This window comes from Verrucomicrobiia bacterium, assembly GCA_035577545.1.
In the GTDB taxonomy this organism is placed as follows: domain Bacteria; phylum Verrucomicrobiota; class Verrucomicrobiia; order Palsa-1439; family Palsa-1439; genus Palsa-1439.
Genome location: DATLVI010000004.1, coordinates 284,678 through 298,387, shown reverse-complemented (window position 1 = coordinate 298,387; position 13,710 = coordinate 284,678). Strand labels below are relative to the sequence as shown.

Annotated in this window: 13 protein-coding genes; 1 reads left to right on the top strand and 12 read right to left on the bottom strand. The window is 58.7% G+C overall.

From position 1 onward, the window contains the following. From fmt to VNL17_01350, 7 genes are all read right to left on the bottom strand, one after another. Positions 1 to 702, bottom strand: a 702-nt coding sequence (gene fmt / locus VNL17_01380; protein HXI82722.1) for a methionyl-tRNA formyltransferase, incomplete at its 3' end; no start/stop codon positions are given. 114 nt (positions 703 to 816) lie between these two features. Further along, complete coding sequence (locus tag VNL17_01375; GenBank protein ID HXI82721.1) at positions 817 to 1,527, bottom strand: hypothetical protein; 711 nt, start codon at positions 1,525 to 1,527, stop codon at positions 817 to 819. Between the two features lie 247 nt (positions 1,528 to 1,774). After that, on the bottom strand, positions 1,775 to 2,416 hold the full coding sequence (locus VNL17_01370; protein ID HXI82720.1) for a nucleoside monophosphate kinase: 642 nt from the start codon (positions 2,414 to 2,416) through the stop codon (positions 1,775 to 1,777). A 19-nt stretch (positions 2,417 to 2,435) separates the two neighbouring features. Then, the gene (gene mqnC / locus VNL17_01365; protein ID HXI82719.1) at positions 2,436 to 3,509 is read right to left on the bottom strand and encodes a cyclic dehypoxanthinyl futalosine synthase; all 1,074 of its coding nucleotides are present in this window, start codon (positions 3,507 to 3,509) and stop codon (positions 2,436 to 2,438) included. After that, positions 3,487 to 4,260 (bottom strand): menaquinone biosynthesis protein, encoded by a 774-nt coding sequence (locus VNL17_01360; GenBank protein HXI82718.1) that lies wholly within the window; start codon positions 4,258 to 4,260, stop codon positions 3,487 to 3,489. The genes mqnC and VNL17_01360 overlap by 23 nt, the downstream gene beginning before the upstream one ends. Further along, positions 4,257 to 5,453, bottom strand: coding sequence for an aminofutalosine synthase MqnE (gene mqnE / locus VNL17_01355; GenBank protein HXI82717.1), 1,197 nt, complete (start codon positions 5,451 to 5,453; stop codon positions 4,257 to 4,259). The genes VNL17_01360 and mqnE overlap by 4 nt, the downstream gene beginning before the upstream one ends. After that, positions 5,450 to 6,310 (bottom strand): UbiA-like polyprenyltransferase, encoded by an 861-nt coding sequence (locus tag VNL17_01350; GenBank protein HXI82716.1) that lies wholly within the window; start codon positions 6,308 to 6,310, stop codon positions 5,450 to 5,452. Before VNL17_01350 ends, mqnE begins: the two co-directional genes overlap by 4 nt. 67 nt (positions 6,311 to 6,377) lie before the next feature. On the opposite strand from VNL17_01350, the gene VNL17_01345 reads away from it, so the two are divergent. Next, complete coding sequence (locus VNL17_01345) at positions 6,378 to 7,310, top strand: putative 2-dehydropantoate 2-reductase (protein HXI82715.1); 933 nt, start codon at positions 6,378 to 6,380, stop codon at positions 7,308 to 7,310. Positions 7,311 to 7,322: 12 nt separating this feature from the next. Here VNL17_01345 and VNL17_01340 read toward each other — a convergent pair whose 3' ends face one another. From VNL17_01340 to hrpB, 5 genes are all read right to left on the bottom strand, one after another. Next, on the bottom strand, positions 7,323 to 8,234 hold the full coding sequence (locus VNL17_01340) for a PHB depolymerase family esterase (protein HXI82714.1): 912 nt from the start codon (positions 8,232 to 8,234) through the stop codon (positions 7,323 to 7,325). A 60-nt stretch (positions 8,235 to 8,294) separates the two neighbouring features. Then, positions 8,295 to 8,855, bottom strand: coding sequence for a UbiX family flavin prenyltransferase (locus VNL17_01335; GenBank protein HXI82713.1), 561 nt, complete (start codon positions 8,853 to 8,855; stop codon positions 8,295 to 8,297). Beyond that, positions 8,852 to 10,117, bottom strand: coding sequence for a glutamate-1-semialdehyde 2,1-aminomutase (gene hemL, locus VNL17_01330; protein ID HXI82712.1), 1,266 nt, complete (start codon positions 10,115 to 10,117; stop codon positions 8,852 to 8,854). Before hemL ends, VNL17_01335 begins: the two co-directional genes overlap by 4 nt. Positions 10,118 to 10,189: 72 nt before the next feature. Further along, complete coding sequence (locus VNL17_01325) at positions 10,190 to 11,029, bottom strand: DUF6159 family protein (protein HXI82711.1); 840 nt, start codon at positions 11,027 to 11,029, stop codon at positions 10,190 to 10,192. A 75-nt stretch (positions 11,030 to 11,104) separates the two neighbouring features. Further along, entirely contained in the window at positions 11,105 to 13,639 is a 2,535-nt protein-coding gene (hrpB, locus tag VNL17_01320) for an ATP-dependent helicase HrpB (GenBank protein HXI82710.1), read from the bottom strand. Between the last annotated feature and the right edge of the window lie 71 nt (positions 13,640 to 13,710).

Below are 13,710 nucleotides of genomic sequence, written 5' to 3'. Positions count from 1 at the left end.
GGTGCCGGGCCAGGGATTGAACGCGCGAACCTGCCGTTCGATCTCGACCGCGGAACGCGTCCAGTCGATCCGGCCATCTTCCTTCGTAATCTTTCTGGCGTGCGTCGCGTGCGCCTCGTCCTGTTTCACGCGCGGGGCCTTTCCCTCGGCGATCAATCCCACAGTTTCCACCAACAGATCCGCGCCGAGTTTTGCCAGTCGGTCGTGCAGGGTGGCACTGGTGTCGTCGGCGTGGATCAACTGGGCGCGCTGCAGGATGATATCGCCAGTGTCCATGTGTTCGTCCATGTACATCGTGGTGACGCCCGTTTCGTGGTCACCATGCAGGATCGCGTATTGAATTGGCGCAGCGCCCCGCCAACGCGGCAGCAGCGAGGTGTGGACATTGACGCAGCCGAGACGCGGGATTTGCAACACCGCTTTCGGGAGGATCTGGCCGTAGGCGACGACAATGATGAGGTCGGGCTGGGCGGCCCGCAAGGAATCGATGGCGGCGGGCTCGCGAATCTTGAGTGGTTGTTGGACGGGAAGACCGAGACTCTCCGCCGCGACCTTCATTGGCGGTGGCGCAGGTTTGAGGTCGCGACCCTTCGGGCGGTCGGGCTGGGTGACGACAGCGACGACCTGATGTCCGGACAGCTTCGCCACCGCCTCAAGGCACGGGCGTGCGAGTTCGGCTGTTCCCATGAAAGCGATGCGCATGTCAAGTGAGCCCTAACAGAGCCGCCGGTGAAATTCAAGTGTCCTGCCTGCGTTCGTAAAAAATGACGGGCGAGAGGTGACACCCCTCGCCCGTCAATCATCCAGCATTTCTCGTTACGGAAGGAGTTGGCGTCTCATCGTCAACTGTCCAAACGGAATAAGCGTCGTATTGGTCGAGCCGTCTTGAAAGATAACATTGACCACACCGATCAGGTGCGCTTCCCCCGCGATCAGCGTATCCTTGATTTTGTCATCGTGGTCCTTAACCACCGCATCCGCAAAGCCCCGGTCATGGCCACGGTCTGTATCCACGAGCACCGCTCGTGGGCAGCCAGTGACGGGATCCAGGAAAGCCCTGCCCGCAACCGTCAGGAAACCGCCGACCAGTGCGCCGTTGGTGCTGACCCCCATCTGCATGACAAACCGCTCGTGGTTGGGGCCTGCCGCTGTGGGGTTGTCCTGGCCCGTGAGGGCAGTAATCTGCGTGCTGGTGGCGATGGTAACAATGTTGCTCGACAGAATCTTGTCGAAAACCACCAGGCTCGCCTGGCTGGAACCGCAATTAATTTCCAACGCAAGCACCTGATTGGTAGGCACGGGCAGGAGACTTTCGCCCAGCGCGAGGCTAACGAGATCGTGGCCCGCGAACGTGTCAAACGCCAGCACCTCCGTATTGGTGGCCACTGGATTCGGTAGTTGGAACACGGCACCCACGACCGCCGTTGTCCGGAATGTGCGTGGACTGAGGGGAACCCCCGCTAATGCCGTTAGGATCGCGACCCCCGAGGTCACCACACCGATTACAATCCACTGTTTCGCTTTCATCTTAATTCTCTTGAGCTCCTTTCTCGGCCTTTGTCCTGGTCAGGGGTTGCCAGCCGAGTACGCTGCCCTGACCACTGCTGAGTTAGACTGGTAAACACCGCCAAAAGTTACAGGTTGCTGTCTCCTTCGGGTACAGGGAGGCAGTCCGACAAAGACATCTGGTTACCACCCGGAGATTGCGAGGATAGTGACGCCGCGTGGTCCTGTGGTCACAAGGCGCGTAACTGTTGCGCCAACCTCAACGCTCTCAATTCCTTGCGGCAACGGCTGACGACGGCGGCGGAACCTCGCGCATTTCCTGAAAACGACCGAGAATGGCGCTCAGAATGTCGTGGGCGACTTCAATAGGCGTTTGCAGCGCATTGACGTCCACACTGATTTCCTTCGGATAATGAGCCAGGACGGGCCGCGATTCTTTGTCGTAAATATCCAGCCGATGGCGAATCGTTTGATCGTTGGCATCGTCGAGCCGGTTTTCTTTGAGGGCGCGGGATTTAAGGCGGCGAATCATCTCGTCGCGATTGTGGACCGCACGTAGACAAATCAATTTCACCACTTCGATGTATTGGTCGAGCATCTTGGCTTGATGAATATTTCGGGGGATGCCATCCAGGACCAGGACGGAGGTGACGGGGTTGAGGGCCCCCGTGTGAATAAGTTTGTCGATATGCTCGCGCCACAGACGCACCGTGAAATCGTCAGGCACCAATTCCCCTTTGCTCGAATACTGGAGAAAGACCTTCCCGACCTCGCTGCTAAGATCGATCGAGCGAAAGACGTTGCCGCAAGCGAGGTGATGGAAGCCGGGTAATATGCCAAGCAGCTTGCCCTGGGTGCCCTTACCACTGCCGGGAGACCCAAACAACAGAATCGTTTTGATCTTTTCCATATAGGCCGTCTTCCTCTCTCTAATTCAACAAGTGATACCAATTATCGCGCCGATGTGGCTCGTACCCGAGTTCCCGAATTAACCGCTGCATCGTTTCTTCGTTGATGCGAAACGTCGCTCCGGCCTGCGACACGACGTTCTCCTCCATCATCACACTGCCAAAGTCATTCGCGCCATACTTCAGCGCGACCTGCCCGATTTGCGGTCCCTGGGTCACCCAACTGGATTGCACGTTCGAGAAATTATCGAGAAAAATCCGCGACAACGCCTGCATCCGCAGGTACTCATGCGAACCGACCGACGGAACCTTCAAGCGTGTGTTCTCACTTTGGAACGTCCAGCAGATGTACGCGGTGAAACCGTGCGTGCGATCCTGCAGGTCGCGCAGACGCAGCAGGTGCTCGACGCGGTCCTCGATGGTCTCTACGTGCCCGAACATCATCGTTGCCGACGAGTTCAACCCGAAGCCGTGGGCAATTTCCATCACCCGCAGCCATTCGTCGCTCATGCACTTCAACGGCGCAATGCGCTGGCGCACGCGGTCGACGAGGATTTCGCCGCCGCCGCCGGGGATGGATCCCAGTCCGGCCTCTTTGAAACGGCGAATCACTTCTTCGAGGGGCATTTTGAAAACCCTGGCAAAATGGTTGAACTCAGGCGGCGAGAACCCGTGGATGTTTACCTGGGGAAAGTTGTGGCGAATGTATTGCAGGAGGTTCAGGTAGTAATCGATGCCGAGCTTCGGATGATGTCCGCCCTGCATCAATATCTGGACGCCGCCAATGGCCACCAACTCCTTGATCTTCTCGCCCACCTGTTCGGGCGTGAGCACGTAGGAATCATCGTCGCGCTCCTCGCGCATGAACGCGCAGAAAGTGCAATACACATCGCAGACGTTCGTGTAGTTGATGTTGCGGTCGATGATGTAAGTGACACGGCGCTCCGGATGTTTCCGTTCGCGCACCACGTCCGCCAAGGCGCCCAACTCCGGGAGGGTCAGTGCGTGATAGAGCCGCACCGCCTCCGCCGGCGCGATCCGCTCGCCATCGAGGACTTTGTCCTGAATCGTATCAACTGACGTATCGTAAATCATGACAGCCGTCCACCAACCGCATTTCCTTCAAGTACTGCTGGAACCGCCGTATTCCCTGCTTCTCAGCCGCGCCCAATTCATACGACAAGTTCTTTGTCAGATACTCCCGCCGAACTTCCGGGGTCGCTTCCGTGGCATCCTGCACAATGCGCTCAATGTTCGCAAGCCCTTGTGCTCTGGCTGTACGCAGCGGACCACCGATCGCCTTTCCATCTACCCCGCGCTGCAAAGCCCACGCCGCAAATACAAACGGCAACCCGGTCAATTCCACCCACGCTTCGCCGAGGTCGAGGATCGGTTGCGAACCGTTCCGCGTCCGGTACCAGAGCGCCTCGTCGCCAATCAGCATCATCGCCTCGTGCTCCGACAACTTCCCGCCTTCGGGCCGCGGATAGAAAACCGGGGTGACATTGTAGCCGTATTGAAGAATGATGCGCACGAGCCAGGCTGACGTCCGTGATGCCGTATCCACAGCCACGCGTTTCAGCTTCTCGATCGGCTCGCGATGGACCAGATACACACTCTGGATCCGACCACGGGTGGCGATGGCAATCCCATCGAGAACATTGTACCGGTCGTGTTGGATGACTTCGGCAATCGGCACCAGCCCCGCGTCAAACCGTCCGCGGTACATCAAATCCGCCAAGCGTGACGGCGGGGACAACGTGACCTGGTCTTCGATCCCGTAAATCAATGGACGCGCGTTCAGATAGGGCACACAACCGATCTGCCACGGCAACGCCGCGCTCACGCCGTCCCTCCCTCGTTGCTGGCGCCCACGTAGGCCGGTTCGGAAGTCCCAGGAATACCGGTTGCTTCATCTGGCGTTGCGGTAGACGCGCTATGCACTGCCCCGGTTTTCACCGGTCGATACAGACTGTCGCGCTGTACTGGTTCCCGTCCTGTTTCACGAATGGCTTTCACCAATTCCTCACGCGCCATTTCCTGCGGGGTCTTCGCGCCCGCCATGTGGTAAATCTTTTCCTCCATTACCGTGCCATCCAGATCGTCCACGCCATAGCTCAACGAAACCTGGGCCAGCTTCATCCCCATCAAGACCCAGTACGCCTTGATGTGATCGATGTTGTCGAGATAGATGCGCGCAATCGCCAGCGTCTTCAGCATATCGTAGCCGCTTGGGCCCGTGAGATCCGGCAGCTTCGTATTATCCGGATGAAAGGCCAACGTCACAAATGCCGTGAACCCCTTGGTCTCATCCTGCATTTCCCGCAGCCGCCGCAGATGGTCCACGCGGTGGTGTTCCTTCTCGACGTGGCCGATCAGCATCGTGCAGGTCGAACGCCCGCCCATCTTGTGCCAGAGGCGATGAACATCGAGCCATTCCTCCGCGGATTCTTTGGCATGACAAATTACGCTGCGAACTTCGGGATCGAAAATCTCCGCCCCGCCACCTGTCAACGAACCGAGCCCGGCCTCGCGCAAGGCGGCAAGCGTTTCCGGCACGCTGCGTTTGCCCACCCACGACAGGTGCAGGATCTCGATTGCCGTAAATGCTTTCAGGTGCAGGTTCGGATCGAGCGCCTTCAGTGAACGCAGCATGTCGACGTAGTACTCCCATTTGAAGGACGGATGCAACCCGCCGACGATGTGAATCTCCGTGATGCCGAGTTTGAGCGCTTCCTGCGCTTTCTCGATCATTTGCGGGAGGTTGTATTCGTAAGCGCCCGCATCACGCCGCCGCCGATAAAACGCGCAAAAATCGCAGTCTAGAATGCAGATGTTGGAGTAGTTGATGTGGCGGTTGAGGATGTAGTAGGCAGCGTTACCGTTTTTGCGTTCGCGGACGAGGTTCGCCATCGCGCCGATGGCAGCCAGGTCCTGCGACCGGTACAGCCGATGGCAGTCGTCCTCATTGATGCGCTGGGCCGCCTCAACTTTCTCGTAAATGTCTCGCAACTCTGAGCGCTCAATCAACTTGTTCATTGTAAGACCACATCGACCACGACCGCTGTAAGAAAAACGGCGCTAATGACCGCATTCATCCGAAAAAACGCGACATTCAGGCTGATTGGATCGCGCTTTCTCGCGACCAAATGCTGCACAACCAGGCAGACCAGAATGATCCCAAACCCAATGTAGTATGGCACGCGAAGGCCTGAAATCAACCCGAAAGCCAGCAGCAAAGCAGCCATGATCGCGTGTGCCAGCCGTGCAACTTGCAGACTCGGCGAAATGCCCAGTCGCACCGGCAGAGAATGCAGTCCCTGCGACTTGTCAAATTCCCAATCCTGGGTCGCGTAGATGATGTCAAACCCGACCAACCAGAAAACCACAGCCAGCGCCAGCACGCACGGCGGCCATTCGAATCTCCCGCGCACCGCCAGCCACGCGCCGATTGGCGCAATCCCCAGGGCCAACCCCAAAAATACATGCGAGAAGTCCGTGAATCGCTTTGTAAATGAGTAGAAAAATACAATCAGTAAGGCCAGCGGGGACAGCCAACCGCAGAGCGGATTGATAAACCACGCCACACAACCCAACCCCAGCGAGCTTACAATTACCAGTACCCACGCATTCACCAGCACAATCTGCCCCGCCGGTAAATGCCGCTTCGCCGTGCGCGGATTCAGCGCATCGATCCGACGATCGACGATTCGATTGAACCCCATCGCTGCCGTCCGCGCACACACCATCGCCGCGAGGATGAGGAGAAATGTCCTCCACCCCGGCCACCCGCGCTCAGCCCTGGCCGCCACCACCATCGCCGCCAGCGCAAATGGCAGCGCAAAGACCGTGTGTGAGAAGCGTACGAACTCAAAGTATTTTCGGATAGCCAACACCCGTTTCTTCTAGCACAACGCTGCGAAGACATAGAAGAACGAACTGGATTTTGCTACGTTGAAGTCCATGCAACGAAGCTATGCGATCATTGGTACGGGGGCCCTGGGCGGATTTTACGGGGCGCGGCTGCAACGCGCCGGCTGCGATCTGCATTTTCTGTTGCACAGCGATTACGAACATGTGCGCCAGCATGGCTTGATTTGTGAATCGCCGGACGGTGATTTCACACTGCCGAAGGTGAATGCCTATGCGGATGTGCGTGACATGCCCAAGTGCGATGTTGTTTGTGTCTGCTTGAAAACCACGCAGAATCACCTGCTTCCCCGGTTGCTCTCGCCCATCGTCAAAGACGACAGCGTCGTGCTCGTCATGCAAAACGGGCTCGGCATGGAAGCGCAGGTCGCCGAGATCGTCGGAGCACAGCATGTCGTCGGGGGCTTGTGTTTTCTTTGTTCTAATAAAGTCGGGCCGGGACACATCCGCCATCTGGGCTACACCCTGGTCGCGCTCGGCGAGTTCGCCACGCGCGGGATGAGCGAACGCCTGCGCGCCATCGCCGATGATTTTCGACGCGCTAACGTCGAGACCGAACTCGCCGGGGACCTCGATGTCGCGCGCTGGCAAAAGCTCGTGTGGAACATTCCCTACAACGGGCTTTCGGTCATTCTCAATGCGACGACCAGCGAATTGATGTCCCAACCACAAAGCCGACAACTCGTTGAGGCAATCATGCGCGAAGTGGTCGCCGATGCGCGGGCGTGCGGCGTAGTGGTCACAGATGAAATCATCGGGAAGATGCTCTCCAATACGGAGAAAATGGCGCCGTATCGCGCGAGCATGAAGATCGACTATGACGACCGCCGGCCATTGGAGATCGAAGCGATTTTCGGCAATCCGCTGCGCGCCGTCCAACAAGCGGGAGCCGCGTCACCGCTGCTCGAACAACTCTACAACCAACTCAAATTTTTGGATTCAAGAAACGCCGCCCCATCACGCTGAATCCATTGGCCTCTACTTTTTTGGATGCCGCGCGAAAAACTCCCACATCAAATCCGTTCCGGAGATTTCCCGTGTCGGTTCGGCACCGAGCACATATGCCTCTCCGCCCGGCCATGCGTGGCCGCCGCCCTTAACGGTGTAGAGCACAACTTCCGCCCCCTCTTTGCCACCGCGATAAATCTCTGTGCGAATGTTCCCCTTCTCCTCACGTTGCAGCGTTTCTGAACAGCCATCTTGTTTCACCCAGAAGTTCACCGCAAAAGAGACGGATTTATCGACACGCCGATGGGTATCCACTCTTTTGGGTGGCTCCCCGCCATTATACAAAACATGTTCATCAGCCGTGCCGTGGAAAATAATCATCGAAACCGGATGGGTGGGCTGGCACTTGTCCAGATTCAGCGCGCCAGCCACAGGCGCGGCAGCCGCAATCTTGTCGGACAGCTCGCACGCAAGGCGATACGTCATCATCCCGCCGTTGGACATGCCCGTGACATAGACACGCTGGGGATCGATAGCCCGCGTCTTTACCAGTTCATCGATCAACGCGCGGATGAAGCCCACGTCGTCAACATTGTTATCCAGCGCGTACCCGCAGCAGTTGCCGGAATTCCACGTCAACAGGCGGTTCTTCAACCGCCCGGAGCCATTCGGGTAAACAACGACAAATCCTTCCTTGTCCGCCTTCCCACTGAACCCCGTCATTCGCACAGCGCCGGGTGCATTCCCGCCGCCGCCGTGCAGGACGATCACCAGCGGCAGTGAACGTTTCCCATCGTAGGCCGGCGGCAAATGCAGGAGATAGGTCCGCTCGCGACCACCCACTTTCAGCGAGAGCACGTGGTCGCCGGCTTTCAATTCATCGCCCTGACTGCTCATCGCGAGTAACGAGATTGCAACGATCCCCAAAACCAGTTTTATCATTTCGCACCTCTCAAGCGGTTCAACTCGAGAGACGAAACGCTTCACCCGCAGGTTACAGAATTACGCACCGCTCCGCCATCGCTTGACGAGTTGGTGCTCGAGGCCGAGTTGATCCAGGACCCGCGCGATGATGGTGTCCACGAGTTCCGTGATTGTCTTTGGCTTGGTGTAAAAAGACGGGCTGGCGGGAATGATCATCGCACCGGCTTCAGTCAGGGTGGCCATATTGCGCAGGTGGATGAGGTTATACGGCGCTTCGCGCGGAACGAGGATGAGCTTGCGCCGCTCCTTCAGGAAAACGTCCGCCGCCCGCGCAATCGTGCTGTCGGATACGCCATGGGCAACCCGCCCAATAGTGCCCATGGACGCCGGGATGATGATCATTGCATCCAATTTCGCCGACCCGCTTACGAAGGGCACGAACATCGAACCGCTTTCGTCATACTGAATCACGGACGGCGCAATCTTCAGTTCACCCTTCGGCAATTCAAGTTGGCCGACTTCACGGGCGTGCTTCGTGGAGATGAAATGGATCTCGTGCTTTCGGGGATCAAGATTGTCGAGTAGTCGCTGGGTGTAGATCGCACCGCTGGCGCCGGTCATAGCCACTACGATTTTCATAACGTCTTCACCGCTTCTGCCACTGCCCGTAGCGTCTCTTCGATGTCCGCCTCCGTGTGCGCCAGGGACAGGAAGCCGACTTCAAATTGTGACGGCGCGAGGTAGACACCGCGTTCGAGCATCGCGTGGAAGAACTTCGCGTACCGTTTCGTGTCGCTCGTCTTGGCGCTGGCGTAGTCCACCACTTCGCTCTCGGTAAAAAATGTGCAGAACAGTGAACCGAGCCGCACCGAGCGTCCCTTCACGATTCTCTTCCACTCATTGCCGAGGCCGGCCGCGCGCGCCTCCAACTTGCCATACGCATCACCTTGCAAAAGCTCTTCCAACGTGGCGATTCCCGCAGCCATGGCCAGCGGATTGCCCGAAAGCGTGCCGGCCTGGTACACGGGACCCGTGGGCGCAAGCATATCCATCACGTCCGCGCGTCCGCCGAATGCGCCGACGGGCAGGCCACCCCCGATGATCTTGCCGAGTGTCGTGAGGTCGGCCTGAATGCCAAACAATTCCTGCGCGCCACCGCGCGCCACGCGGAACCCGCTAATGACCTCGTCGAGAATCATCAGCGCGCCATTCTCCTGCGTGAGCTTGCGCAGCTTCTCCAAAAACCCGGGTTTTAACAGGATCAATCCCATGTTCGCGGGAACCGGCTCGATGATCGCACAGGCGATCTCGCGCCAATTCACGGTGTCGAGCGCCGCAAAATCATTCAAGGGCAGCGTGAGAGTATTGCGCGCGAAGTCCGTGGGAACGCCCGCACTGTCCGGCACATCGAACGTCGCGCCGCCCGAACCGGCCTTCACCAATAGCGCATCGGCGTGACCGTGATAGCAGCCTTCGAATTTCAGGATCTTGTCCCGCTTCGTGAATCCGCGCGCCACGCGAATGGCGGACATCGTCGCTTCGGTGCCCGAGTTCACGAAGCGAAGCTTCTGCATGGACGGAAACGCCTCACAGACCAATTGTGCTAGTCGAATTTCGCGCGAATTCGGCGTCCCGAAGCTCGTCCCATCCCGCGCGGCTTCCTGCACCGCGCGGACGACCTGCGGATGCGCGTGGCCGAGGATCATCGGCCCCCACGAGCCGACGTAGTCGATATACTCGTTGCCGTCGACGTCCCACAGCCGCGAACCCTTCGCGCGTTGTGTGAAAAACGGCGTGCCGCCCACGCCGCGAAACGCGCGCACGGGGGAATTCACCCCGCCCGGGAAATGTTCAAGGGCTTCCTGCCAGAGTTTTTCCGAGTATTCATGGGAGGGAGTCATGTCCGCGGAAATCTAGCAGGTTTCGCCGCCGATACTAGGCGAAACCTGCCAGCGATGAGTTGAGTGGTCGCGTTACTTGGAGCGCAACGCGCTCGCCAGCATGTCCGATTCGAACCCTGCCGGCGCCATCCGGTTGCGCGCGTAAAGATAAACCGCCGCCTGGAAAATACTTTGCAACGCCGATTGGACCAACGACAGGGCCATGAGCCAAACTACCGCGAACGCTATGGACAGCACGAGCGCTGTCGCACTGCCCAGAAACAAAGCGACAATGATGAAACCAAACGCCGGCAAGCCGAGCAACCCAAACATCATGCCGAAGCTGAAATTGCCCACCAACTGCTCTCCCCACGTCTGGCGCAGCAATTCGGTCGATCCCTTCAGCGCTCCAAATGGACCTTTCCGCTCCGCCACAAGAACCGGCACCACCATAAAACTCGCCACGGTCCACGCCACGCCCAGCAGACCCGCCACGATCCGCCCGACCCATTTCGACCGGTCTTCGATAATCCGCAGGATCAAACCGACCGTCGCCGAAAGTAGAGCCCAGCCCGCTATCTGCGGAAGACGCGCCGCGGCTTCGCGAAAGCCATCTCCCACAGTCGGCTCCCCGCCGGCCATCCGCAGCATGGCGCAAGAGATGATGGCGGTATTGAAAAAGGTGATCACAAAATAGTTCGCGAGATAGAAAAGAAACACGAAGCCGTAGTAGACCGTCGTCTGCGCCGAGCTGGCATCGCGCGCCGGCGGATGCCACGCGCCTGAAACAAACATCGGCACGGCGAATGACAGCAGCACGAGCGCGCAGCAGATACCCGATAGTAGAGGGAAAAGCAGAAGGGTTTTGTCCTTTTTCAGGACGTTCCACGACGCCCGCATCAAACCCCACGTATAGGAAATTCGGTTGAACATGGCGACCTCCTTCGTTTGGTTGAGTGCAGATTAACGCCACCGGCTTCCGACTCACAAGCACAAAAATCAAGGCTGCTAGCGCCACTCATGCCTCGGATACTTCCGTTGCAATTCCAATTTAAGCTTCGGATATGTCTCCTTCCAGAAGGTCGCGAGATTCTCGGTCACCTGCACGGGTCGTTGGCTCGGCGCGAGCACTTGAATGCGCACGGGCACGCGGTGTTGCGCAACCCACAACCCTTGCTTCACACCGTACAAATCCTGAATCCGCGCTGCCAGCGTCGGCGGGCCGTCATTTGTGTAGGTAACTTTCGCCCGCTTTCCACCCGGTAATTCAATTCGTTCGGGTGTGTATTCCTCAACCCACGCCTGCTGCTGTCCTGAAAGCCACGATTTCAGCACCGGCCAGACAGCCTTGTCTTTGATCTCCTTGTAACTCGTCGCGCCGTGGCAAATTTGCTCAATCAACATCTGCCGGTCGTCGCCACCAATCGCGGGAATGGCAAGTTCGGGAATCCATTCACGAAGCCGATTCACGCGCACAATCCATTGTTCAACGGCTTCATCCCAATTTTTCAACACGCACCGGCCCGCCAATATTTCGGCGGCGAGAATCCGCGCGGCGGCGTCCAGCGGCACATCCTCCGACCGCCCCGCTTCCAACACGAGATCCCGAAATTGTTTCCGTCGCTCCCCAAACACGCGCCGCTGTGTCGTGTCGTAAACTACCGCCACCGTTTCCGTGAAATCGCTCGGGAAAAGTTCCCGCAACCATTCTTCCTTGATCGCCGTTGCCAGACTCAGCAGGACGTTTAACTCCCGATCTTTGCCCGTACCGCTTTGGATCTCATGAATTTCCGTCGCGACGAGCAGAGGCGCGCTCTGCACAACGCTTTCCCGAGCCAGGACACCACGTCGTTCATGCACGAGCTGACAGCGCAATGTTCCTTCATCAAGCCGACGTGCCACGTGGTCCGAAAAGCCCAGCAATACGCAACGCTGGATCGAGTCAGGGGCCGCGCGCTTCTCGCTCACATCCAACCCTTCCCGTTTGGCAATATTCAGGAACTGTTCGAACAGCGGCCCGACCTGTCGCGCCGCTTGCGCGTGGATGCCGACCTGACGGCACCGATCAAGGTTGTACCCGTTGCGATCCGCATAGCGCCATGCGCGCATGAGCACGAAGAAGTCCGATTGCGTCTCGCCGCCAAATAGATCGTCACGCGCTTCCTCCACCTGTTTCCCCTGCCGTCGCACCATCAAATCGCGCCCCTGCGTGAGCGCGGCGATGAGGGCCACCTGCCGCACGCAACCGTATTCCTGCGCCGCCAGCAGCATGCGCGAATAGCGCGGGTGTAAAGGGAACGCGAGCATCCGTCGCCCAAGTTCCGTCAGCGCACCGGTTGCATTCTCCAGCGCGCCCAAATCCTTGAGCAGCAGCACTGCGTGGTCCAACGACTGACGACTCGGCGGTTCCAACCACCGAAACGCGTACACGTCCTCCACCCCGCTGGCCTTCAGCGTCAACACCACTTCGGCTAGGTCGAGACGTTTTACCTCCGCCGCTTCCTGCAAGGGACGCTGCTCGTATTCGTGCTTCGTCCACAACCGCAAGCAGACGCCCGGCGCTGTCCGACCCGCGCGCCCGGCGCGTTGGTCCGCTGAGGCGCGGCTGATCTTCTCAACCAACAATGTATTGATGCCGCGGTACGGATCGTAACGCGGGATGCGCGCCAAGCCGCTGTCGATCACGATGCGCACGCCGTCGATGGTCAACGACGTTTCCGCGACGTTCGTGGAGACGACGATCTTGCGCCGGTCGTATTGCGCCACGGCGGCATCCTGGTCGTTGGTCGGCAGATCGCCGTGCAGTGGGAGGACAATGAACTGGCTGCCGAGCGCGTCTTGCGCCCCGCGCACCGTCCGACCGATCTCGTACGCGCCGGGCATGAATACCAGCGCGTCGCCGTCGTGTTGTGTGACGAGAGTTTCTAGTTCTTTCACCGCCGCCTCCCACACCGGCCAGTCGCCCAAAGTCTTGTCGAGGTATTCAATATCCACGGGAAACGTGCGGCCTTCGGACGACAGCAGCTCGCAAGGCTTCAGGTATTCGCGCAGCGGCCCGACATCGAGCGTGGCCGACATCACGATGATGATCAAATCAGGACGCGTCGTCTCCTGAATCTGCAGCGCGCGCGCCAGGGTGATGTCGCCGTACAGATGTCGCTCGTGAAATTCGTCAAAAATAATCGCGCTGATGCCGCGCAGGTTCTTGTCGGTAAGCATCTGTCGCAATAGGATGCCTTCGGTCACATATCGAATCCGCGTCGCGGCCGAGGTGACATCATCGAGCCGAATCTGATACCCAACTTCCTCCCCCAACTTCACCCCGCGCCCTTTAGCGACCCAAGCCGCCAGCATCCGTGCCGGCAACCGCCGCGGCTGCAGGATGACTACCTGCCCATTCCCCAACACCCCGCCATCCAGCAACATCTGCGGCACCTGCGTCGATTTCCCGGACCCTGTCGGCGCAGTCAGGATTACCCGCCGTTGCCTGCCTAAAGCCGACAGTAGCGACTCCCTCACTTCCATAATTGGCAAGCTGCGCATGCTCATTTTATCCGACGAAGTTTACCATACGCGCGCTCTTGTTGGCGCGCCCGAACAGCTTATACTGCTTC

What these genes read in the sequence shown, in the direction of transcription:
- VNL17_01370 (HXI82720.1), bottom strand. Translation starts at nt 2,416, where the DNA reads ATGGAAAAGATCAAAACGATTCTGTTGTTTGGGTCTCCCGGCAGTGGT.
- VNL17_01340 (HXI82714.1), bottom strand. Translation starts at nt 8,234, where the DNA reads ATGATAAAACTGGTTTTGGGGATCGTTGCAATCTCGTTACTCGCGATG.
- VNL17_01325 (HXI82711.1), bottom strand. Translation starts at nt 11,029, where the DNA reads ATGTTCAACCGAATTTCCTATACGTGGGGTTTGATGCGGGCGTCGTGG.
- VNL17_01335 (HXI82713.1), bottom strand. Translation starts at nt 8,855, where the DNA reads ATGAAAATCGTAGTGGCTATGACCGGCGCCAGCGGTGCGATCTACACC.
- VNL17_01375 (HXI82721.1), bottom strand. Translation starts at nt 1,527, where the DNA reads ATGAAAGCGAAACAGTGGATTGTAATCGGTGTGGTGACCTCGGGGGTC.
- hrpB (HXI82710.1), bottom strand. Translation starts at nt 13,639, where the DNA reads ATGCGCAGCTTGCCAATTATGGAAGTGAGGGAGTCGCTACTGTCGGCT.
- VNL17_01345 (HXI82715.1), top strand. Translation starts at nt 6,378, where the DNA reads ATGCAACGAAGCTATGCGATCATTGGTACGGGGGCCCTGGGCGGATTT.
- hemL (HXI82712.1), bottom strand. Translation starts at nt 10,117, where the DNA reads ATGACTCCCTCCCATGAATACTCGGAAAAACTCTGGCAGGAAGCCCTT.
- mqnC (HXI82719.1), bottom strand. Translation starts at nt 3,509, where the DNA reads ATGATTTACGATACGTCAGTTGATACGATTCAGGACAAAGTCCTCGAT.
- mqnE (HXI82717.1), bottom strand. Translation starts at nt 5,453, where the DNA reads ATGAACAAGTTGATTGAGCGCTCAGAGTTGCGAGACATTTACGAGAAA.